Genomic DNA, 22,906 nt, shown 5'->3' with positions numbered 1-22,906 from the left:
TGGCAGCGCATCAGCAGATTTTGCACATGCACACATTCCTCTTTTGACGTGGTGAATATTATCATGCGAGTTCTGATATCCGTTCTGTTCCGGCTGTTGTTTCTGCTTGGTGCTTCCGGCACACTGGTGAGTTTTTCCGATGCTGCGGCACAGTCTGTCAGGGTGAATCGAGGAGCTGCAATTACCGTATTACTGACGGGGTTTGCCGTGAATAAGCCGGCGCAGGTTCAGGATATTGATGACATCGCACAGGGATTGCCGCGGGCACTGGCACGCCGTCTGGCACAAACTCCGTCATTTCAGATCAAAACAACACCGGACTTATTATCGCTCGACTGGCAGTTCAGTCAGGCGGACAGTCAATTACTGGCGCAGACTGCGGCTTTGTATCATGTGCAGTACGTGATTGCAGGGCAGGTGCTGAACGCCGGGGTTCATACCGAGCCGGTGTGGCTGGGATTGCGGGAGAAAAAACACAGGACGCTGCAACTGGAAATCCATTTATATGATGCCCTGGCCGGAGTGCTGGTGCAGCGTTATGAATTTTCTACAAGTGTAGCCGGTGATGTGCAGATCGGCAGGGAACATGTATTTGATGGGACCGGATTTCAGGCAACAGCTTATGGACAAGCCATCAGTGGGCAGCTTGATGATATTGCACAGACACTGGGCGCCAAAATCCTGAGTTTGCCCTGAGGTGATGCAGCCGCCCGGCATGGCCTGAATATACCCGAATGTGAAAGACTGCCGGTTGGTGAGCCGGACAGTCTGTTTCTTGTCAATATTACGTATTACGTGCGTTTTTGTTTGGACCTTTCCTGCTCCTGCAGGCGCAGTACCCGCCGCTGCACTTTACCCGTTGTCGTCATGGGCAAGGCATCGATAAATTCAATTTCTTTCGGATATTCATAGGGAGCAAGTTTCCCCTTGACGTGTTTCTGCAACTCCATAATCAGCTTGTCGCTGGCCTTGTAACCAGGGCTCAGCACGACGTATGCTTTGACCAGATTACCGCGTTCCTTGTCAGGCTTGGGAACCACCGCAGTGTTGGCGACAGCAGGATGTTTGACCAGACAATTTTCAATTTCTGAAGGACCAATCCGGTAGCCGGCTGCCTTGAACATATCATCCGCACGCCCCTGATACCAGAGATAACCATCGGCATCGGCATAGGCCAGATCGCCGGTGCGGCACCAGTCGCCGGAAAATTTATCGCGGGTTGCGGAATCATTTTTCCAATAACCGAGAAAAAACACCGGATCGGGATGTCCATGAATATCAAAGCGGTGCATGGCCACTTCACCGGTCACTCCCGCGCCGACCGGTTTGCCATCATCATCAATCACGGCAACCTGATGTCCCGGATAGGGGCGTCCCATGCTGCCGGGGTGGGCAGGCCATTGCTGGTGGCTGTTGCCGACGATGTAGTTCATCTCTGTCTGGCCAAACATTTCATTCGGGATGACATTCAGCGCCTGTTCGCACCAGTGGAATACAGCGTCCCCGACGGCTTCTCCGGCACTCATGATGGCGCGTAGTTTCAGCTTGTATTTTTCACGCGGCGCGGGTTCCGCTTTCATCATCATTTTGAGGGCGGTAGGGAACAGGAAGGTATTGGTGATCTTGTATTTTTCCAGCAGATAGAACGCTGTTTCTGCTGTGAAACGACCCTGATAGCCGACAATCGGCTGACCGAAATACAGTGATGGCAACAAAGCATCCATCAGGCCGCCAGTCCAGGCCCAGTCTGCCGGTGACCAGAACACATCTTTCTTTTTCGGGAACCAGTTCTGGGAGGCGACAAAGCCGGTCAGATTTCCAATGATTGCCGAATGGGGGATCAGCGCGCCCTTTGGTGCGCCTGTGGTGCCGCTGGTGTAAATCAGAATTGCTGGATCTGTAGCGCGGGTCTGGATCATTTCAAAATCGACCGGCATTTGCGGCAGATAATTTTCCCATTCCAGATGTGGGAAATCGGCAGGCGCATGCGGACAATCGACGGTGATGAGCGTCTGCAGATGCGGGCAGCTCCGGGCAATCGATAAATAGGCATCCAGCCCGCTGCTGTCAAGTATCAGTGCTTTGGCTTCGCTGTGTTGCAGCCGGTATTCCAGCGCTTCCGGCCCGAACAGAAAAGACAGCGGCATCACGATTGCCCCCATCTGCAGACAGGCCATGATCGTAATGGCCGTTTCTGGCCGTTGCGGCATGATGCAGGCGACGACATCGCCACGCTGCACACCTTGTAATTGCAACAGGTGGGACAGTTGATTGGCTGCCTTGGATAAACCTGCGTAGCTCAGGCGACTGGTGTTGCCAGCGCTGTCTTCGTGATAAATGGCGGTACGTTTTGTCTCAGATGCCCAGCGGCGGCAGCATGCTTCGGCGATATTGAAATACAGCGGAACTTCCCACCGGAAGTTCCGGTACAGCGCTGAATAATGATCGACGCTATCGGCAGTCATGTCTGTCACCTGCGATTTGAGGGTGTCCTGCGGTTTCATCGGGTCTCCGTTATAATTATCGAACGGTCGTTCTATTGTTGTCAGTGTTATCCTTGTATTTCAGATATCTGCATCCTACTGCATATCGTTCTTTCCTGAGGCTTTGCCGGAAAGATTTTCTTGATGAAAAGAATTAATCAGCCATGTCTATTGCCCGCCTGCCTTCCCGTTCTGAGTTCATTCAAGTCCGTGGTTTGCGTTACCACGTCCGCCACTGGGGTAATGAAGACGCGCCATTAATTGTCATGCTGCATGGCTGGATGGACGTGTCAGCCTCGTTTCAGTTTGTGGTTGATCATCTGCAACAGGACTGGCATGTCATCGCGCCGGACTTGCGGGGTTTCGGCCTGACCGATGCGCCAGGAACGGATACTTACTGGTTTCCGGATTATCTGGGGGATCTGGATGCCATTCTGCAGCATTATGTACCGCAAGGTCCGGTGAATCTGCTGGGTCACAGCATGGGGGCGAATGTGGCTGGTCTGTATGCTGGTACTCGCCCTGAACGGGTTCGCCGGCTGGTGAACCTGGAAGGTTTCGGTTTGCCTGCCACCCGGGCGGAACAGGCTCCGGGCCGTTATCGCCAGTGGCTTGATGAATTGCGGCGACCGCCGTCGTTAAGGACTTATGCTTCACAGGCCGAGGTTGCTGCACGTCTGCAAAAGACCAATCCGCGTTTGTCGGATGAACGCGCAGCATTTCTTTCCGGTTGCTGGGCAAAGCAGGATGCGGAAGGGCGCTGGGTCATTTTAGGTGATCCTGCACATAAGCAGACCAGCCCGTTGTTATTCCATGTCGAGGAAGTCATGGCGTGCTGGCAGCAGATCACCGCACCGGTATTGTGGATGCAGGCTGAGGATACCGATGTATGGCACTGGATGGGGCCGAAAGAGCAGGCACAGGCAGAGATTGACCGTCGCCTGACGCATATTCCGCAATTACAGAAAGAGATGATCACCAATGCAGGGCATATGCTGCATCATGACCAGCCGGAATTGCTGGCAAGTCTGATCGAGGCTTTTTTATTCAGATGATTTGTTGGCGTCGCTTTTTTCCGCGTCACCTGCAGTCCGGTGAAAGACGGTAGGTTGAGGCAGATGCCGATGATCAGGTTCAGAATGCGATAGTACTCAGGCCGATCCTGTCATCATGCAATAAGGGTATCTGCGGTACACTTACAGGCTCAGGATTGACACAAAACACCACAGCGGCATTTAAGAGCCCTGCTGCGCAATCTGCATTGCCCTCGTCGCCATGTTTTGCCGCGATTTTTTTTTGTGTCATCCTGAAATTCTGTATTTGCTAATGCTGGCCAATTCAAGGTGTATTGAAAGATGAGTGACAAGATTTCCTGCGGTTTTACCACGACCATCCTGCATAACGACCGTCAGAAAGAAATAGAGCACGGTTCCGTTCATAAGCCTGTACATACGGCAGTCATGTTTGGCTATAAAGATGCTCGCGCGCTGGCAGATGTTTTTCAGGGCAAGCAATCCGGGTATCGTTATGGCCGCCAGGGTAATCCGACGGTCTCGGCACTGGAAGATAAAATCACCAAAATGGAAGATGGCATTGCCACGATTGCGTTTGCCACCGGCATGGCCGCGATCGGTGCGGTGTTTCAGGCATTGTTACGGCAGGGGGATCATATTGTTTCTTCCCGGTTTTTATTCGGTAACACCAACAGCCTGTGGCAGACCACGGCAGCGCAGGGTCTGAATGTCTCGATGGTGGATGCGACGGATGTCGCCAACGTGGAAGCGGCACTGACGCCTGCCACCCGTATGGTATTTGTCGAAACCGTCGCTAATCCGCGTACCCAGATTGCCGATCTGAAGCGTATCGGCGATTTATGCCAGGCTCGCGGGATACTGTTTGTCGTCGATAACACCATGACTTCACCTTACCTGTTCCGCCCCAGGAGTGTGGGCGCTGGCCTGGTGATGAATTCGCTGACTAAATACATCGCTGGTCATGGCAATGTCCTGGGCGGCGCACTGACGGACACGGGTTTGTTCAACTGGGCCAATTTTCCGAATATTGCGCCTAATTTCCGTAAACAGCCCGCACCGGCGCAAGGCATGGCGCAGGTACGTGCGAAGGCTTTGCGTGATTTTGGCGCTTCATTGTCCCCTGAAGCTGCGCACCAGATTGCCATCGGCGCAGAAACAATGGCCTTGCGCATGGAGCGCGCTTGCGCAAATGCGGCAGCGCTGGCAGCGATGCTTGAAGCTGATCCAAGAGTGGCAAAAGTGCATTATCCCGGGCTTGCTTCTCATCCTCAGCATGCGCTGGCAACCGGATTATTCCGTGCTTACGGAGCCCTATTCAGTTTTGAATTACAACCTGAAATCGACTGTTTTGATTATCTGAACCGGCTGCAGCTGGCAATCAATGCGACCCATCTGGGAGATACCCGTACCCTTGTGATTCCTGTGGCGCACACCATCTTCTTCGAAATGGGGGCAGAGCAGCGGGCAAAGATGGGCATTGCCGATTCACTCATCAGGGTATCTGTCGGGATTGAAGATACACCAGATTTATTGCAGGATTTTGCGCAGGCTTTACAGGCCTGATCCGGCTGGCCTTGAACGACACCGACCAGGGTTGAAATCACGGTTTTTGAATGCTCATGAATGCTCATTTCAGCAGGTGGTTTGTACAGTAACACCAGGCTGCCGACACGGGCGGAAGGCGTAGCGGTTAGTCGTGTGGCCGCTTTCCCAGTTTCAGACAAGGGGTAATCATGTTTGTTTTATCATGGCGCATGACCATGCGCGACTGGCGTGCCGGCGAATTGCGATTCCTGATCGTGGCACTGATGATTGCGGTCGCATCCTTGTCGTCGGTCGGATTTTTTACGGACCGGATGCGCAATGGACTGAATCGTGATGCGCACCAGCTGCTCGGGGCGGATCTCTTGATCAGTGCCGATCAGCCCATAGCCGGAGACTGGCGTGAACAGGCACGGCAACGTGGATTGCAAATGGCGGAAACGGTAGTGTTCCCCAGTATGGCCATTGCAGGAGAGGGCGCACAGGCGGTCGCCCGGCTGGTTTCGCTGAAAGCAGTCAGCCACCATTATCCCTTGCGCGGAAATCTGCAGTTGCAGCAGCCAGGAATGATGACAGGCAATGGTGTCGCTACCAAAGACATCCCGGCTTCAGGCACAGTCTGGCTCGATCCGGCATTGCAGGTTGCGCTTAATTTGCGACCTGGTGACCCGATCCGGCTGGGAGATAAAACCTTCCGTTTCACCAGTGTGATTGCCAATGAGCCTGACCGTGGAGCAGGTTTTATGAACTTTGCGCCGCGGGTAATGATTGCACTCGATGATCTGGCTGCGACCGGTCTGGTGCAGGACGGTTCACGGGTGACTTACCGCCTGTTGCTGGCCGGGGCTCCTGAAAAAGTCAAAACATATCAGGATGTGTTGCAGCAGGCGATTGCGCAGCAGCAGATCAAAGGCATCCGGCTAGAGTCACTGGAGAGCGGTCGTCCTGAAATGCGTACGGCCCTGGATCGTGCAGAACAATTCCTGTCGCTGGTCAGCCTGTTGTCGGCCATGCTGGCTGCCGTTGCGATTGCCATGGCGGCACGGCGTTTCATGCTGCGCCATCTGGACGCCTGTGCCATGTTGCGTTGTCTTGGCCTGACGCAGAATCAGGTCTTGCAGATTTATCTGACTGAGTTTCTGATACTCGGTATCGTCGGCAGTCTGGCTGGAATTTTGCTGGGATATGCCGGACACTATGTACTGCTTGAATGGCTGGGGAAACTGGTGGCCAAAGACTTGCCTGCCGCCAGCCTGTTGCCTGCCCTGCAGGGATTACTGACCGGTTTGCTGTTGTTGCTTGGATTTGCTTTGCCACCCGTACTGCAGTTACGGAACGTGCCGCATAACCGGGTGATACGGCGTGAACAGGATGCTCCGCAACCGCTTACCGTGGCAACTTATGTGCTGGGCTTGCTGATGTTCGTCGGCTTGTTATTGTGGCAGACCGGCGATCTCAGAATAGGGTTGCTGATTTCAGCAGCATTTGTTGCCGGCATCGCTGTATTCGCGCTGATTGCCTGGTTCAGTGTCTTGTCGTTGAAACGGATGAGGAATCTGTTTTCTGCGGCAGCATGGCGTTTTGCCGTGAATGCATTACAACGCCGGCCGGGTGCGACTGTTCTGCAGATTGTGGCGCTGGCGCTGGGTCTGATGGCATTGTTGTTGCTGACACTGGTCCGTGGTGATCTGATGACTGCCTGGCAGCAGGCCACTCCGGCTGATGCACCCAATCAGTTTGTGATCAATATTCAGCAGGATCAGAAAGACCTCATCCGGCAGCGCCTTTCGGTATTTGGGCAACCCCGCATGTACCCGATGATTCGGGGGCGTCTGATTGAGGTGAACCAGCGAGCCATCAGTCAGGAAACCTATCAGGAAGATCAGGCCAGACGTTTGGTGGATCGTGAATTTAACCTGTCCACCATGAATGACATGCCGGAGATGAACAGCATTGTTGCCGGTCAGTGGTATGACGACAGTCACGCAGCTGAGCCCGAAGCCTCCGTGGAGGAGGGGATTGCCAAAACCCTGCGTCTGAAACTGGGTGATCAGCTGACATTTGATGTCGCCGGTCAGCAGGTCAGCGCCAGAATCACCAGTTTGCGTAAGCTGGACTGGAGTTCGATGCGGGTGAATTTTTTTGTCATCATCAATCCGGCAGCGATGCGTCAGATGCCGCAGACCTGGATTACGGCATTTCATCTGCCGGTGACAGATCAGGTCTTCGTTAACCGGCTGACGCAGGATTTCCCCAACCTTACCGTCGTGGATGTCGGCACCATGATACGGCAGGTTCAGGACGTCTTGAATCAGGTGATGACGGCGGTCGAATTTTTGTTTCTGTTCACGCTGGCGTCCGGTGTTCTGGTGCTGTATGCCGCTCTGGCGGGGTCGCAGGATATCCGGATGCGCGAAGCGGCGCTGCTGCGTGCGCTGGGAGCGACGCGTTCACAATTATCGCGTGCGCAGTGGGTCGAGTTTTTACTGACCGGCGGTCTGGCCGGTTTACTTGGCGCCAGCGGCGCCAGTGCCATTGGCTGGGCGCTGGCGCGCTACAGTTTTCATTTTGACTGGCATTTTTCGGCTTTAGTCTGGGTGACGGGTCTGGTCGCTGGCGGAATCTGTGCCGTGATCGGCGGCTGGGTTGGCTTGCGACAGGTATTGAAGCAGCCGCCATTGCTCAGCCTCAGAAATGCCTGAGTCATTTTGCATAAGTCCCATGAGTAAGAATTGAATAAAAAATGAATGCAGAAACAAACAACACAGATCAGGAAACTCGTCCTGAAAATTTATATACCCTGATTGGCGGCGCCGATAAATTGCGCGAACTGGTCGACCGTTTTTATGACCTGATGGAGCTGGAGCCTGAGTTTGCGGGTATTCGCGCGATGCATCCGACACCGCTCGACAGTTCACGTGACAAGTTATTCTGGTTTTTGTCCGGCTGGATGGGCGGGCCTGATCTGTATATCAGTCAGTTCGGACATCCGCGTTTGCGTGCCCGTCATCTGCCCTTTGCGATTGCCAGCGATGAACGCGACCAGTGGTTGCGCTGCATGGCATGGGCCTTGCAGGATGTCACTGTTAATGAAGAATTACAGCAGCATCTGATGCAGTCTTTTTATCAGACTGCGGACTGGATGAGAAATACGCCCGGCTGATACATTATCGGGAATCTTTGCTTTGTATTTTTTGATGAGAAACTATGCGTGTATATGAATTAATCAGTCTGGCTGTGTTGCTGGTGCTGTTGGCATTGAATCTGATGCTGTTTTTGCGACGGCGGAATGACGGTGGTCTCGCCGAGCAGACAGCAGAACTGCAGGCCTTGCAACAGACTTTGCAGCAGGGACAGCAACAGCAGATGATGAGTCAGGAGCGTACCGAGCGCTCCTTGCGTGAACAGATGCTGTCCGGTGCGTTGACCGCAAGGCAGGAGCAGGCAGAAAATTTCAGTCGTTTCCAGCAATCCCTGGTAACACAGATGGCCAGTGTCGCGACTTTACAGAAGGGACAGATTGACAGTTTTGCCCAGCAGCTGGAACAGATGCGACAAACTCTGATGCAGCAAGGGCAAAGCGCACGTGAGGAGCAAAGTGCCAGCCTGAAGCTGTTTGCCGATACCTTGCAGCAGACTCTGAACAGTCTGACGGAATCCAACGCACAGCGCATGCAGGAAATCCGGGCAACGCTGGAACAAAAAATTCAGCAATTACAGGCAGAAAATTCCGGAAAACTGGAAGAAATGCGTAAAACAGTGGATGAAAAACTTCACGCCACATTAGAGCAACGTCTTGGAGAGTCCTTCAAACTGGTTTCTGACCGGCTGGAAAAAGTACACCAGGGCCTGGGGGAAATGCAACAGTTGGCGATTGGCGTCGGTGATCTGAAGCGGGTACTGACGAATGTCAAAACCCGTGGCACCTGGGGGGAAGTACAGCTTGAAATGGTGCTGGAGCAGATGCTGACTCCGGATCAGTATGCCAAAAATGTCGAAACCGTTCCCGGAACCGGAGAGCGGGTCGAGTTTGCGATCAAATTACCGGGAAAAGAAGATGACCGGGCACCGGTATGGATGCCGATAGATGCAAAATTCCCGAAGGAGCAGTATGAGCGCCTGCTCGACGCAGCGGAAAAAGCGGACGCAGAAGGTGTGGCTGCCGCCGGTAAAGAGCTGGAGCGGGCGATTCGCAATGAGGCCAAAACCATTGCAGATAAATATATTTCGCCACCGTTAACGACCGATTTTGCGATTCTGTTCTTGCCGACAGAGGGGCTGTATGCTGAAGTCATGCGTCGTCCCGGACTGGCGGATGATTTGCAGCGCAGCTGCCGGGTATCAATCGCCGGGCCATCGACATTATCTGCATTGCTCAACAGCTTGCAGATGGGTTTCCGCACGTTGGTGCTGGAGCGTCGTTCCTCTGAAGTCTGGCAAGTGCTGGGCGCAGTCAAAACAGAATTCGATAAGTTCGGCAGCGTACTGGCGCAGACTAAAACTGCTTTGGAGCGGGCGGCAAAAAATATTGATCAGGCCGAAGTCAGAACCCGTCAGATGACTCGCAAACTGAAGCAGGTCGAGGCTTTACCTGTTGATGCTGCGCAGGATTTGCTGGGGATTACGGACGATCCGTCAGAGCAGGGGCAGGATTAAAGCGATACTTGATTTATCTGGCAGGATCATCCGGAAAATACGGCGCGACCTGATAAGCATTTCTGCCATGCTGTTTTACTTCATACATAGCAGCATCTGCTTGCGCCAGCAGGTCTTCCGGTGAAAATGCGGTCGCGGGCGTGTAGCTGATGCCGATACTGGTCCCGATCTGAACCTGGGTATCGGGGCTGATGTCAATCCGTCGCGATGCCTGGGAAATAATTTTCCGGGCAATCTCTTCCGCCTTACTGAGGTCATCCAGCCCTCTTAGCAGCAGCACGAACTCATCACCGCCAAGACGGGCAATGAAATCGGTTTTTCTCAGTGTGCGCAACAGGATTTTCGCGAAATGAACCAGTACGATATCACCGGCACTGTGGCCATAAGTGTCGTTCACGGTTTTGAATTTATCGAGATCGATCAGCAGTAAAAAGAACGGGCATCCGGTTCCATTGGCGTTTTCTTTCGCCAGCCGCGCCATTTCCCTGTCCAGCCCGAGCCGGTTGTTCAGTCCGGTAAGGTGATCTGTGACTGCCAGCTGATGCGCTTTTTCCTCTTGTTGCTTGCGTTCAGTGACATCATTGATCAGCCCTTGCAGCACGCCGTTCTCGGCGGCATGTAAAACGATATTGAGCCACTTCTTTTTATTCTGACCGAGCTCAATATAAAAATCTTCAGACAGAATCTGTGCCTCGCTGATGGCTGAGTGAATCATCAGATGCAGCCGCAGTTCCTGTCCGCTGATCCGCTCCAGTAACGCATGTGAAGCAATTGTCTGGCCGGTGGGAAGATCAAGCATGCGTGCCAGAGCCTGATTATAGGAAATCAGCTCGCCGTGTTCGTTCATCTGGAAGATGCCGGTTTCGGCATTATCGAAAATCGCCTGGAACTTTTTTTCACCCAATGCATGTTGGACCCGCAGATGTCTTTCTTCATCCAGCGATGACACCAGATCGGAAATAATATTATTCACATCATTGACCAGCTGTCCCAGTTCATCACCTGTGTGCCGGTGCGGATGCTGCAGTAATTCACCGTTCTGGGGGAGCAGTGTATGCAGCCGGTCAGAAATCGATTTAATCGGATTGGTCACCATGCGGTACATGATATAAACCAGTGCCAGGGCGATCAGCACGGTCTGGAACAGCAGCAGCGCAACGACGAAACGCGCTTTGGATGTGCTGTGTTCAAAAACGGCATCCTGATTGATCTGCATATGGACGGTGCAGACTTTTTCTGAACTGTTGAACGGAGATGAAATATCCCGGTCGATGTGGTTGATATTTTTTCGGAATAAAGTCGCGATACTGGGGTGATGCGGTGGTGTCGGTTTGACCAATTCAGCCAGGATCGTTCCTTTGACATTGATACTGACCTGGCTGATATCCGCGTTTCTGCCCAGGCCATTCACGACCTCGTTGGCAAGATTCTGATCGTTGATGTAGCAGGCGATGCTGGCGGTATTTTCAAGGGATGCCAGCAAGTCATAGACTGTGTTAACCGTCTGGTCCTGTTCTTCGTCGACAAAATAAATGTAGCTGGCAACGGAAAACAAAATACCAATGAAGAAGCTGACTCCAAGTACTGCGGAGGCACTGCGAAAGACGATACTATTACGGATCAGTTCACGCATGCGCAAGATACGTAGTCAGTTAAGGATTGACGATGTAAATCAGTTTAACTCTTTTGTCTATTTTTTTCCTGTCAATGTAGCCGATTGCACCTTTATTTTCGCTGACGATATTAAGCACTTCGTCTGCGGAGTCAAGCTGACGCGGCGGGTAACCCTGCCCTGAAAAGCGCAGGCGCGCCCAATAGGAGTTGATTTCTGCGATTTCCTTGCCGACCAGTTGTTCATAGAAAGCCGCTTTTTCTTCATGGGCGCTATTCAGGTCCAGCGGAAGCACGGTGAGTCCGTTTGGTAATTTACGGTTACGTCCCATATACAGGTTGATGACTTCGTCTTTGCTCAGTTTATCAATACCGCTGTTATGGTTAGCGATGACAACGAGTTCAGCCTCTGCACTGCCACACAGCAGCCACATCAGTAATAACAGAATACGCAACAGGGTTGTCGTCATGGGTCAGAAAATAAAATTAACAGCAAGACTCAGCAGCGTCGCCCGGCCATTCCAGTTGGGCAGGTCATTCCGGATCAGGAAACTGTCCTGACTGCGGATATGATCAAGCTGAACTTTAACGCTGACATTCTCTGACAGGTCATACCGGACGCCAGCCGTTATGGTGTTTTGCTTGCTGAGCTGATCATTCAGCCCAGTGCTTAATGCTTGCAGGAATCCTTGTATTTCAGGCGGCAATTGCGGACTGATCTGAATGTTGGCGCGCTCTCCGCTGGGGCGGACACCAGAATAGGTCACATAGGGTGTCCAGTTTTTGACCCGGTAGCTGGCCGATAAATAAGCCGCATCTGAGCCCGGAAAAAACAGACTGCCTGAATTGATACGGCTTAACATCAATTGTGCCTGCAAGGGGCCCTTATCATACACGATCCCCAACGAGGTGTAGCGTGCATTTTTATCCTGCATCAGCACTTTCTGTGATAGCTGGGATGCGCCCGGATAAAAGAGTTGAAATGCGGGGGAATTCAGAACCGGCGTAATCAGATCATTAACCGGGTTTTCGTTGGCGAAGCGTAGCTGTGAATGACCAAGACGGAATGTCCAGTTACCTTGCTGGTATTCCACATGGCCGCCTGTGAGTCTGGAGCCATTGAGTGAAAAAAACTGATTAGGAATGCCGTTATAGACTTTTTCTCTCGCCATACCGGAGAAAAACTTCAGCCTGACCTGACCATGTCCTAGATCCCGGCTGATAGTGGTATCAAAGCCATCAAAATAGGAAACGATCAGATTGCCGAAAAAATCAATCGGCGGGCGTACCCAAGTATAGGAATAGCCGATATTGCGCGAATCTGCAAGCAGATAAACATCAAAGCCAAGACGACCCAGCCGGAGCTGCACGGTGTCATTGGGAGAATATTTTGCATAAGCCCAGGTGACTTCCGGCTTGTATTCATTTGGACCGTAACGGCTGACTACCTGAACAGCAGCGTCAACGACATCGTTCAGATGCGCGTCTGCCTGCAAGCCCAGATTGCTGTCCATATTAATATCATTCTGACGCGTATGGCCGGTTCCGGTATTTTGCGAAAGATCCCGGATGATATCGGCATCACTGGTGGTGTTATGCACCACGCCGATAGTACCAAATCCGGTAATGGAGAAATTACTGCTGTCGTCTGCGAGGGCAGTTAGAGAAATGAGCGTACAGAACGCGAAAATGAAAAAGCGAGGCAATAGACTGAACATAGACGCATCCTTCAATTGCATTGCAAATCATTTCTCAGCAGGGAACGCTGATTAGTAAACGGTATCCTGTTCCAGTGCAGACCTGATACAGAATACCGGCAAAGCGACAAGAATTATTTTTTATCAGCAGTTTTTTGCTTGGCAATGATCATGTCTTTAATGCCATTATAAACATCTTCGGTCAGGATTTTACGCGACAATAATTCGTCTTTGCCACGATATGGGCGACCCTTGATGATGGCATCGGAACGGGCATCGCCGATTTTCGGCAGTGTTGCGAGTTCTTTTTTGCTGGCGCTGTTGATGTCCATCAGTTCTGCCTTGGCACTGACGCTGGCGGTTGCGCTGGCCGGAGCTTTTTTTGCATCATCCTTAGCTGCCAGTGCAGTACCTTGCAGACCCAGACAGAGACTGGCGAGTACCAGAAGTTGTTGACCGTAATTCTTCATTTTCTCTCCTTATTTCATGAGTTTGATGTTAAGTCCTGCAGGTTCCGTGAAGGTGGGATGCACGAAACCTGTGTACTGCGAACGACGATGAAACGGTTTGTGAGAATCTGGCAGCACACGATGGCAGCATAGCATGCTGCCATCCTTTTATTGCGTACGTTTGGCAGAGGTAATCAGCACCGGGGTGACCGGTACGTTCGATAGACCGCCTTGTGCGGATACCGGCACATTGCTGATCTGATCCATCACATCGAGTCCGGAAACGATTTTGCCGAATACGGCATAACCGGTATTGGTGGTGCTTGCATCAAATGCGGCGCTGTTATCGATCACGTTGAAATAGAATTGTGAAGTGGCGGAGTCTGCAACCGAAGTCCTTGCCATGCCGATCGTACCGCGGGTATTGCTGAGTCCGGTTTCAAGCTTGATGGTCGCCGAGGTGGTGGCCAGTGTCAGATCGCTGGTGTAACCGCCACCCTGAATCACGAAATTCTTTTCGACGCGATGGAATATCTTGTTGGGGTAAAAACCACTCTCGACATAATTCAGGAAATTATCGACGGTCACTGGTGCTTTTGCAGGATTCAGCTCTACAACGATATTGCCCTGACTGGTACCGAGGGTGACTTGCGGTGCCGCCGCCAGAGTCGATGTCAGTGAGGCGAAATACAGGCTGCCACCATTTGCATTGGTCACCGTGGCATTGAATGTGCCCACCGCGATAATTTTACAGGTGAATGTGCGCTGAGTAGGGCTGCCTCCAGCGACTTCTGTCAGGCTGAGGCAACCGGGATTGGTCACGGTAATGCCTTTATCCAGATTCTGGCCGGTAATCACCATCGTCATCGGTTGGCGGTAAGCAACCTGGTCAATCGTCACTTTGCTGACGCTGGCGAGTACGGTTGCCGTGCTTTTTCCGCCGCAGCCGCTCAGCAAAGCGAGGGATGCGCAGGCACCTAATAACCATTTTGATGCGTTCAATCTGATCTCCATATATAGAAAAATGCGTTGTACCTGCTTGCCGGAGATGGCAACGCAAGGAACAATCGTGATGCCCACCGCTGCCGCAGCAGCGAATAAACGATTTTATGTCTGCCGGATTATGCCATGACAAGGCATTCAGATCAGTCCTTCAAATAATAAAACACTCACCTGATCGCCTGCCAGTACCTGATTTTGTTCATGATGAAGCACAATCATACAGTTTGCTTCTGACATAGAGCGCAATATACCTGAACCCTGAGAGCCTGTAACGACGACTTCGGCCTGTCCATCCTGATTGATGCTCAGTATTCCACGCTGGTATTCGGTTCTGCCGGGGCGTTTGCGGATGGCGGTTTTACTGATGGCGGGAAGCAGCGGCAATGGTGCAGCATCGGCCCCCATCATATAGAGCAATGCCTGACGGGCAAAGAAATAGAAAGTCACCATCACTGCGACCGGATTACCCGGCAGGCCAAACAGATACGCGCTTTTGCCGCCGGAGTGGATTTTGCCGAATGCCATCGGTCTGCCCGGGCGCATGCCGATGGTCCAGAAGGCGACATCGCCAAGCGTTGCCATGATCTGCTTCGTGTAGTCTGCCGCACCTACTGATACACCACCCGACGTGATGATGGCGTCCGCATTTTCACAGGCAGAACGAAAAGCGGCTTCGAGTTCTGCCGGATCATCTTTGATGACGCCCATATCAATGATGTCGCAACCAAGCCGTTGCAGCATGCCATACAGTGTGTAGCGGTTGCTGTCATAAACGCAGCCGGTATCCAGCGGTTCACCTAAGGACCGCAGCTCATCCCCGGTGGAGAAAAAAGCAACGCGCAACCGGCGCTGGACTGGCACCTCGGCCACTCCGAGCGAGGCGAGTAGCCCGATATCGGCAGGGCGCAGAATCTTGCCTTTTTTCAGCGCCACTTGTCCCGCCGTCAGATCTTCACCCTTCAGCCGGCGGTTGTCGCCTGGGTGCACTTTTCCTGCGGGGATGATGACTGACGCATCGGTGCTGTCGAGTGTGAATTCCTGTGGAATCACGGTATCACAACCGGCAGGCATAACGGCTCCTGTCATGATACGAACACATTCGTTGGCAGTAACGGCACTTTCACAGGCGCGCCCGGCGAAAGCCGTGCCAATAATGCGGAATGTCAGCTGGCCTGTCGCTGGAAGATCACTGCCGCGCAATGCGTAGCCATCCATTGCCGAGTTATTGTGTGCCGGAACATCAATTCCGGAAATCATGTCCTTGGCAAGGACTCGTCCCAGAGCCTGACGTATGGCGACTTTTTCGACTGACTGTACGGGAGTCATAAATTGCCGGATGATGTCCTGTGCCTGCGAGACGGGCAGGGCATCTGGGTCGTAATCGGACAAGCAGCTGACAATTTCTTGCAAACAGGACGGGGAGGCGGAAGTGAGGGATTTCATAGCGGGATATCAGCATTCAAATTGACGTAGTTCTTGCAGGGTATTGATGTTCCTGAAGCCACTGCTGTCTTCAAAGAGCACTTCAGTAATGCGGAGGTGTTGAAACCAGGCGTCAACTTTTCGTCCGCCCTGTTGAAGAAAATCTGTCAGCGAGGGTAGCAAGCTGGCTTTCATCAGCGCAAATACTGGGTGCGTCTGGCGGCGGGTAATGCCATCTTCCTGTTCCAGCGTCACTGCCAGCGCGAGATCGGCATCGTCACTGAGCAGGGCTGCGGATAGGCGGGCGCAAAGATTTTCCGGTAATAAGGGGGAATCACAAGGTACGGTCAGCATATAAGGTGTTTCGCAATGCTGCAGCCCGGTTTGCACACCTGCCAGCGGGCCGGCAAAACCTTCGATCTGATCCGGCCACACCTGGGTGCCAAAACTTTCATAGACAGCCAGATTCTGATTGGCGTTAATGATGATTTCACCGACCTGCGGGGATAGCCGCATCAATGCATGCAATGCCATTGGCGCGCCACGAAAATTCTGCAGGCCTTTATCGACCTGTCCCATACGGGTACCGCGCCCGCCTGCCAGAATCAGTCCGGTAATCAGTTGCTGATCAATACCTGTCATAAAAGATGCTTTCGGATACCTGTGCTGAGATCGTGGCTGAATGATGGGAATTCAGCCGCCGATGTAAGACATTTCAATTTTTTTCGTTTGATCGTTTAACGCTTCAGTTTGCTGGCTGCGCAATTCGGAATACCGGTCGGTTCTGCGTTGCCAGATGGCCGCGATCGCATTCGATAACTGAAGATCGCTGTATTGTTTTGCGTCCCGCAATAATGCGCGTAAATCATGCCCATGGCTGGCAAAAAGACAGGTGTACAATTTGCCCTCCGTGGAGAGCCGAATCCGGTTGCAATCACCACAAAACGCATGTGTCACACTGGAAATGAGGCCGATTTCGCTACTTCTGCCGACATGTTGCCAGCGTTCCGCAGTTTCTCCAATACGGCTGGATTTGAGCGGGATCAGAGGCATGCCGGCTTGCTGTATGCGGCGCACGATTTCGTCCGACGGAATCACTTCATTCAATTGCCAGCCATTGGAAGCGCCGACGTCCATGTACTCGATAAAACGGAGTGTGTGCGGCGTATGCTGGAAATAACGCGCCATGCTCACAATTTCCTGATCGTTGACGCCTGCTTTCACTACCATATTGACTTTGACCGGTCCCAGGCCTGCGGCATGCGCTGCGTCAATACCCTCCAGGACATCATAAACGGGGAAGTCGACATCGTTCATGCGCTTGAAAATGCCATCGTCCAGCGAGTCGAGTGACACGGTAATGCGGCTGAGTCCTGCTGCTTTCAGGGCAGAGGCTTTTTTCGCCAGCAAGGAACCATTGGTGGTTAATGTCAGATCAAGCTTTTCACCGTCAGGAGTGCGCAGGACGGCCAGCATGGCAATCAGGTCTTCGATATTTTTTCTTAGCAGTGGTTCGCCACCCGTCAGCCGGATTTTTCGGACGCCATGTGCAACGAAAATCCGGGCCAGTCGGGTGATTTCCTCAAAACTGAGTAAATCGTTATGCGGCAGGTATTGGTAATGCTTATCGAACAGCTCTTTGGGCATGCAGTACACGCACCGGAAATTGCAGCGGTCTGTGACTGAGATCCGAAGATCATGTAAAGGCCGTTGCAATCTGTCGGCCAGATGTCCGGCAGGAGCAACCAGTTCTGCGGGAATGTCCGACTGGGAAGCATGCAGGCGCATGTCAGTGATCGGGATGAATTTTTCCGTCATTGCAATACTAAAGTAAAAAAGTCAGGCATAGGCTCACACAATACCATGAGTGCAGCGAAGTGACTGGAATACGGCGAATCAGGTCAGTTGCCGGATGAGAAATCCAAGAAAGGAAAAAATCAGCAGCAATATGACGGTACCTGTTTTATATCGAAATATCGCAATACAGGCAGCGGCTGTCAGCCCAATAGCGGGCAGATCAGGTTGATGCAGAGGGTTAAAAAAAACATGGTTGGCGAAGAAAAACGCCAGACTGATAATCACACCGACGACTGCCGCTGAAATGGCTCTGAGTGGTGCCGTCAGATGAAATTGATGCCGGCTCGACTCAACCAGCGGCCCGCCTGCAAGAATGAAAACGAAAGACGGTAAAAAGGTAAAGAAACAGGCAACAGTTGCGCCGGCAATGCCAGCCATCGCAGTAGCGCCGGCGCCCATTGCCTGAGTGCTCCAGCCGCCAATAAAACCGACGAAAGCGACCACCATAATCAATGGTCCGGGCGTTGTTTCCCCGAGTGCCAGTCCATCCATCATCTGAGGGGTTGTGAGCCAGTGAAAGTCACCGACTGCAGCCTGAAATACATAGGGCAATACAGAATAAGCACCTCCAAAGCTGAGCAGCGCCGTTTTGGTGAAAAACCAGCCCATTTGCGTCAGTGGATTAGACAGCCCCAGTGTCAGGAATAAGGTCAGCCAGACCGCGCTCCCGGTCAATAGTCCTGCGGCAGCAAAACGAAACAGTCCTTTCCAGGAAAATCGGGCATGAGGCGGCGTGGGAGTGTGATCGTCGATGAGTGCCGGCGCGTGCTGCTGAGTGTTGCCTGCTGCATGGGGATTGGCGCTGATGGGGCTGCATTGATGGCGAAACAGTATTCCTGCAACTGCTGCTGCGACAATAATCGCGGGGAATGGAACCTGAAGCAGAGTGATTGCGATCAGCGCGCAAAAGCTGATGACCATGAGCGTTCTGGTCTTTAAGCTACGCTGCGCGATACGCCATGCAGCGCCGAGCACGATGGCCACAATGGCAGGTTTAATTCCATACAGGATGCCTGTGACGATGGCATGTTGTCCAAACAGCACGTAGAGCCAGGATAGTCCAATCAGCATGAGTAAGCTGGGGAAGATAAAAAGTATTCCCGCAAGGAGTCCGCCTGCAGTCTTGTGCATGAGCCAGCCAATATACACGGCAAGCTGGGTTGCTTCCGGTCCTGGCAGCAGCATGCAGTAATTCAGCGCGTGTAAGAAGCGGTTCTCCGAAATCCAGCGACGTTTTTCCACCAGTTCAATGTGCATCATTGCAATCTGACCGGCAGGTCCGCCAAAGCTGATGAAACCGAGTTTGAGCCAGTACCAGAAGGCAGTTCTGAGTGAGATGGTTTCCGGTTGCTCTTGAGTCTGACTGACGGTCATGGAAATAGAATTGATGAAGAGTCGCTGGTTTTAAAATCCGGTGCAGATACGGCATCTGTTCAGAAAGCGCTGGCGCTTCCTAAGTGCATCTTCAGCACATCCAAGCCTATAGACGCAGTCAGTGACTGAGATTGCGTCAGGCTCTTAAGTCCATTGTATCAGCGAGCATCACCCTTGAAAGAAAAACCGGCAAGACCTGTTCGGGCTTGCCGGTTTTTCCGGGCGCTCAGATCAGCGCCGTGTTTCAACCAGAACCAGCGGTTCGCTGGAGGCTGGCGGTAGCGGTTTCCGCTCACGCGGAACACGCTGTACAGGTACGATTTTCTCAGTACTTTCCTGTGCTGTACGCAACTTCACCGGATCCGTACTTGCTAGTTCCAGACCGGCCGCCTGCAACATCTGGCGCAAATCATCAACGGGCATGATTGCTGCGGATGGTGCTGCAGTCGAGGTCGCTTTGACTGCAGCAGGCGTTGTAACCACCTGTACCGGAGCCGTGATCTCAGGAGTGACCGGAGTTGCTACAGCAGGCGCTACATTCACCGGTTGTGCTGGAATGGATGCAGGTTCCTGATGTACAGCAGGAACTGTGTCTGCAATTGCAGCTGCAGTGACTGCGGCTTGTTCCGGTTCAACTGCTGGCGCTGATGCTACTGATGCCACTGATACATCAACGACAGGCTTTACCGCCGACGGTGCTTCAACTGCCACGTGAGTGTCAGCAGCAGTCTGAGAAGCGGATGCTGTCTCCGTCTGGACTGGTATTGTTGCCGTGACTTCGGTTGTATAAGTCACCGCAACTTGTTCAGTCTGAGAATCAAGCTGGATAAGCGAAGCCGGGGCGACGTGATTTTCAGCAATTTCTGCCACAGGTTCAAATACAGGAGACAGGCCGGCATCACCGTTTGCATCAATAGGCAATTCGCCCTGTTCGTTCATTTCACCTGCTTCACGTTCACGGCGGTTGCGGTTGCGACCACCACGGCGGCGGCGGCGACGACGCTCTTCACCTTGTTCGCCCAGCTCATTGTCAGGACCTGTTTCCTGATTTTGCAGCGCCGCGTCGGGCATGACCTGAACTGGCACCGGATCAGCGTGCTTCTGAATGCTGTCTTTGTCTTCGGTTTTGGCTTCCGTTAACATCGCTTCCTTGCGTTCCTCACGCAGGCGCTGCTGGCGTTCGCGGCGGCCTTCGGCTGGTTCTTTGGCTTCTTTACTTTCGCGTGGCTCGCGTTCTTCCCTTGGCGGTTTTGCCTGTTTGCCCGGACGGGATGGCTGCTCGGTGACCGCAGGTTTAGTTACTTCTGCTTTGTCATTGCGTGCGGATGCTGGTTTGTCTTCCCGGTCTTCGCGGTTGCGACGGTTGCGATTGCGTTGATTGCTGCGCGGATTGCGTCCGTTGCGTTCCCGTTCTGCCGGTTTCTCTTCTGCCTCAGCGGATGGCGCTGGCGCAGCTTCCGATTTGCCAAACAAGAAACCAAACAGTTTGCCGAAGAAGCCCGGTGCTGCTGGTGCAGATACCGGTGCTGCCGGTGCAGGTTCTTTGCGTTCCACGATCGGCGCCTGCTCAGGCGTGATGCTCTTGACGACGGCTTCCTGGCGCGGTTTGACGTCTTCTTTCTGGCGTTTGTTGTAACCGATGTCGGTATCTGCCTGCTCTGCCATGGCGTAGCTGGCGTGATGATCTTCCAGACGTGGATCATCGTTTTTCAGACGGTCAAGTTTGTAATGCGGCGTTTCCAGATGCTTGTTCGGGATCAGGATCACGGTCACACGGTGACGCGTTTCAATTTTCAGGATTTCGCCGCGTTTTTCATTCAGCAAGAAAGCTGCCACATCGACTGGCACCTGTACGTGAATGGCTGCCGAATTTTCCTTCATAGCCTCTTCCTGGATGATACGCAGGACTTGCAGTGCGGATGATTCGGTATCGCGGATATGGCCGGTACCGTTGCAGCGCGGGCAGGTCACATGGCTACCTTCAGACAGGGAAGGGCGCAGGCGCTGACGCGACAACTCCATCAGGCCGAAACGGGAAATTTTGCCCATCTGGACGCGTGCACGGTCATAGCGCAGTGCATCTTTGAGGCGGGTTTCAACTTCACGCTGGTTTTTGGCATTTTCCATGTCGATAAAATCGATCACGATCAGGCCGCCCAGATCGCGCAGACGCAACTGGCGCGCAACTTCTTCAGCTGCTTCCAGATTGGTGTTGAACGCGGTGGATTCAATATCGCCGCCGCGTGTCGAACGGGCTGAGTTGACGTCAACCGATACCAGTGCCTCAGTATGGTCGATCACAATCGCGCCGCCGGATGGCAGTGGGACGGTACGGCTGTATGCGGTTTCGATCTGGTGTTCGATCTGGAAGCGTGAGAATAGCGGCACATCGTCGCTGTAACGCTTGACGCGATGCACCATGTCAGGCATCACGTGGCTCATGAACTGCTGAGCCTGTTCGTAGATATCGTCGGTATCGATCAGGATTTCACCGATATCCGGCTGGAAGTAATCTCTGATCGCACGGATGACCAGGGATGACTCCTGGTAAATCAGGAAGGCGCCCGGTGCAGACTTGCCGGCACCTTCGATTGCCCGCCACAATTGCATCAGGTAGTTCAGATCCCATTGCAGTTCGTCCACATTGCGGCCGATGCCTGCTGTACGGGCAATGACGGACATGCCGGATGGCAAATCCAGTTTGTCCATGGTTTCGCGCAATTCCTGGCGATCTTCGCCCTCAACCCGGCGCGATACGCCACCGCCACGAGGATTGTTTGGCATCAGCACCAGATAACGCCCGGCCAGTGAAATGAATGAAGTCAGCGCGGCACCTTTGTTGCCGCGTTCTTCTTTCTCAACCTGCACCATGATTTCCTGGCCCTCGCGCAGCGCTTCCTTGATGGAGGCATTGCGTACATCAATACCTTCCTTGAAATAGGTGCGGGCCACTTCTTTAAAAGGAAGGAAACCGTGACGTTCTTCGCCATAGTTGACGAAACAGGCTTCGAGGGAGGGTTCGATACGGGTGATTACACCCTTGTAGATATTTGACTTGCGCAATTCGCGACCGGCAGTCTCAATATCGATGTCGATGAGTTTTTGCCCATTGACGATGGCAACGCGCAGCTCTTCTTGCTGCGTTGCATTGAACAACATACGTTTCATTTTTTACTCCGTGACCTTTTGGTCATCTTTTGCCGCACTTTATTATAATAAGGCAGCTGTGCTATCGGGGATGTATGCAGGACGGAGTATGAGGGCAGGGTAAATGCCAGTGGCGCAGCAGAATGACTGCAATCAGCACAAGGCTGCATGCAATATTATTTGTCATTTTTTCTGCTTCGCGCCAGGCGCGTAAAAATTTCAATAGAAAGCCGAGTGCACACGTTCCCCGCATTATTTCTTCAGCTATATTTGTGCAATAGCTAAAGTCAACGCCAGGCGATGCGCAACTTTGGTGTCAGGCCATCTTTTTCTGTTGTGCCTGACGGAATCGCCTTTACTACAAAAATCAATTTCAGGATAAGCGCAGCGGTGCAGTGCGAACCAGCCTCTCTTATCCTATTTATCCTTGCTATCTGTACTCTCTGATCCAACCGCTTCTGCTCAGACCCGATAATAACAATCGGTTATTACCCTGGTTGCAGATGCCGTCGCATACACATCTTTTTCATCATATTTGCGAACAGGCGAGGCTGATGAACTGACCCCTGTGTAAAATAGTCGTTTATTTCTCTTACACTGCTCAAGCGTAATTGCTGAAGCACAAATGATTA

17 protein-coding genes are annotated in these 22,906 nt (G+C 52.7%); 6 read left to right on the top strand and 11 right to left on the bottom strand.

Features of this window, described 5'->3' with window-relative positions; translation table 11 throughout:
• The first annotated feature begins 63 nt into the window (after positions 1 to 63).
• The gene (locus H8K27_RS13775) at positions 64 to 696 is read left to right on the top strand and encodes a flagella assembly protein FlgT middle domain-containing protein (RefSeq protein ID WP_186863742.1); all 633 of its coding nucleotides are present in this window, start codon (positions 64 to 66) and stop codon (positions 694 to 696) included.
• Positions 697 to 791: 95 nt separating this feature from the next.
• On the opposite strand, the gene H8K27_RS13770 is transcribed toward H8K27_RS13775, so the two are convergent.
• Positions 792 to 2,504, bottom strand: coding sequence for an acyl-CoA synthetase (locus tag H8K27_RS13770; protein ID WP_408058453.1), 1,713 nt, complete (start codon positions 2,502 to 2,504; stop codon positions 792 to 794).
• Positions 2,505 to 2,647: 143 nt separating this feature from the next.
• Between H8K27_RS13770 and H8K27_RS13765 the strand changes: the two genes are divergently transcribed.
• The 5 genes from H8K27_RS13765 to H8K27_RS13745 all read left to right on the top strand — a co-directional run bounded on the left by H8K27_RS13765 (position 2,648) and on the right by H8K27_RS13745 (position 9,715).
• Entirely contained in the window at positions 2,648 to 3,538 is an 891-nt protein-coding gene (locus H8K27_RS13765) for an alpha/beta fold hydrolase (protein WP_186863741.1), read from the top strand.
• Positions 3,539 to 3,838: 300 nt separating this feature from the next.
• The gene (locus tag H8K27_RS13760) at positions 3,839 to 5,080 is read left to right on the top strand and encodes a cystathionine gamma-synthase family protein (RefSeq protein ID WP_186863740.1); all 1,242 of its coding nucleotides are present in this window, start codon (positions 3,839 to 3,841) and stop codon (positions 5,078 to 5,080) included.
• 170 nt (positions 5,081 to 5,250) lie between these two features.
• Positions 5,251 to 7,761 carry an ABC transporter permease gene (locus tag H8K27_RS13755; protein WP_186863739.1) on the top strand — a complete coding sequence of 837 codons (2,511 nt, stop codon included), beginning with the start codon at positions 5,251 to 5,253 and terminating at the stop codon, positions 7,759 to 7,761.
• Positions 7,762 to 7,802: 41 nt separating this feature from the next.
• Positions 7,803 to 8,222: a group II truncated hemoglobin gene (locus H8K27_RS13750; protein ID WP_186863738.1), complete on the top strand. Its 420-nt coding sequence runs from the start codon at positions 7,803 to 7,805 to the stop codon at positions 8,220 to 8,222.
• A gap of 44 nt (positions 8,223 to 8,266) precedes the next feature.
• Positions 8,267 to 9,715, top strand: coding sequence for a DNA recombination protein RmuC (locus H8K27_RS13745; protein ID WP_186863737.1), 1,449 nt, complete (start codon positions 8,267 to 8,269; stop codon positions 9,713 to 9,715).
• Positions 9,716 to 9,728: 13 nt separating this feature from the next.
• On the opposite strand, the gene H8K27_RS13740 is transcribed toward H8K27_RS13745, so the two are convergent.
• The 10 genes from H8K27_RS13740 to H8K27_RS13695 all read right to left on the bottom strand — a co-directional run bounded on the left by H8K27_RS13740 (position 9,729) and on the right by H8K27_RS13695 (position 22,295).
• Positions 9,729 to 11,348: a diguanylate cyclase domain-containing protein gene (locus tag H8K27_RS13740; protein ID WP_186863736.1), complete on the bottom strand. Its 1,620-nt coding sequence runs from the start codon at positions 11,346 to 11,348 to the stop codon at positions 9,729 to 9,731.
• A 19-nt stretch (positions 11,349 to 11,367) separates the two neighbouring features.
• Positions 11,368 to 11,796 carry a type 2 periplasmic-binding domain-containing protein gene (locus H8K27_RS13735; protein ID WP_186863735.1) on the bottom strand — a complete coding sequence of 143 codons (429 nt, stop codon included), beginning with the start codon at positions 11,794 to 11,796 and terminating at the stop codon, positions 11,368 to 11,370.
• Positions 11,797 to 11,799: 3 nt separating this feature from the next.
• Complete coding sequence (locus H8K27_RS13730) at positions 11,800 to 13,044, bottom strand: porin (RefSeq protein WP_186863734.1); 1,245 nt, start codon at positions 13,042 to 13,044, stop codon at positions 11,800 to 11,802.
• A gap of 113 nt (positions 13,045 to 13,157) precedes the next feature.
• Entirely contained in the window at positions 13,158 to 13,493 is a 336-nt protein-coding gene (locus H8K27_RS13725) for a ComEA family DNA-binding protein (RefSeq protein WP_186863733.1), read from the bottom strand.
• A gap of 147 nt (positions 13,494 to 13,640) precedes the next feature.
• Positions 13,641 to 14,474, bottom strand: a complete 834-nt coding sequence (locus tag H8K27_RS16635; protein ID WP_268977369.1) for a peptidylprolyl isomerase — start codon at positions 14,472 to 14,474, stop codon at positions 13,641 to 13,643.
• 138 nt (positions 14,475 to 14,612) lie between these two features.
• Positions 14,613 to 15,917: a molybdopterin molybdotransferase MoeA gene (gene moeA / locus H8K27_RS13715; RefSeq protein WP_186863732.1), complete on the bottom strand. Its 1,305-nt coding sequence runs from the start codon at positions 15,915 to 15,917 to the stop codon at positions 14,613 to 14,615.
• Between the two features lie 9 nt (positions 15,918 to 15,926).
• Complete coding sequence (mobA, locus tag H8K27_RS13710) at positions 15,927 to 16,538, bottom strand: molybdenum cofactor guanylyltransferase MobA (RefSeq protein ID WP_186863731.1); 612 nt, start codon at positions 16,536 to 16,538, stop codon at positions 15,927 to 15,929.
• 51 nt (positions 16,539 to 16,589) lie between these two features.
• Positions 16,590 to 17,714: a GTP 3',8-cyclase MoaA gene (moaA, locus tag H8K27_RS13705; protein ID WP_186863730.1), complete on the bottom strand. Its 1,125-nt coding sequence runs from the start codon at positions 17,712 to 17,714 to the stop codon at positions 16,590 to 16,592.
• A 78-nt stretch (positions 17,715 to 17,792) separates the two neighbouring features.
• A complete protein-coding gene (chrA, locus tag H8K27_RS13700) occupies positions 17,793 to 19,127 on the bottom strand; it encodes a chromate efflux transporter (protein WP_186863729.1) in 1,335 nt (444 codons plus the stop codon).
• 231 nt (positions 19,128 to 19,358) lie between these two features.
• Positions 19,359 to 22,295, bottom strand: coding sequence for an Rne/Rng family ribonuclease (locus tag H8K27_RS13695; RefSeq protein WP_186863728.1), 2,937 nt, complete (start codon positions 22,293 to 22,295; stop codon positions 19,359 to 19,361).
• Positions 22,296 to 22,906: the final 611 nt, after the last annotated feature.

It is taken from the genome of Cognatundibacterium griseum (assembly GCF_014284195.1).
Taxonomy (GTDB): Bacteria; Pseudomonadota; Gammaproteobacteria; order Burkholderiales; family Burkholderiaceae_D; genus Undibacterium; species Undibacterium griseum.
This window is presented reverse-complemented; position numbering and strand designations above follow the sequence as displayed.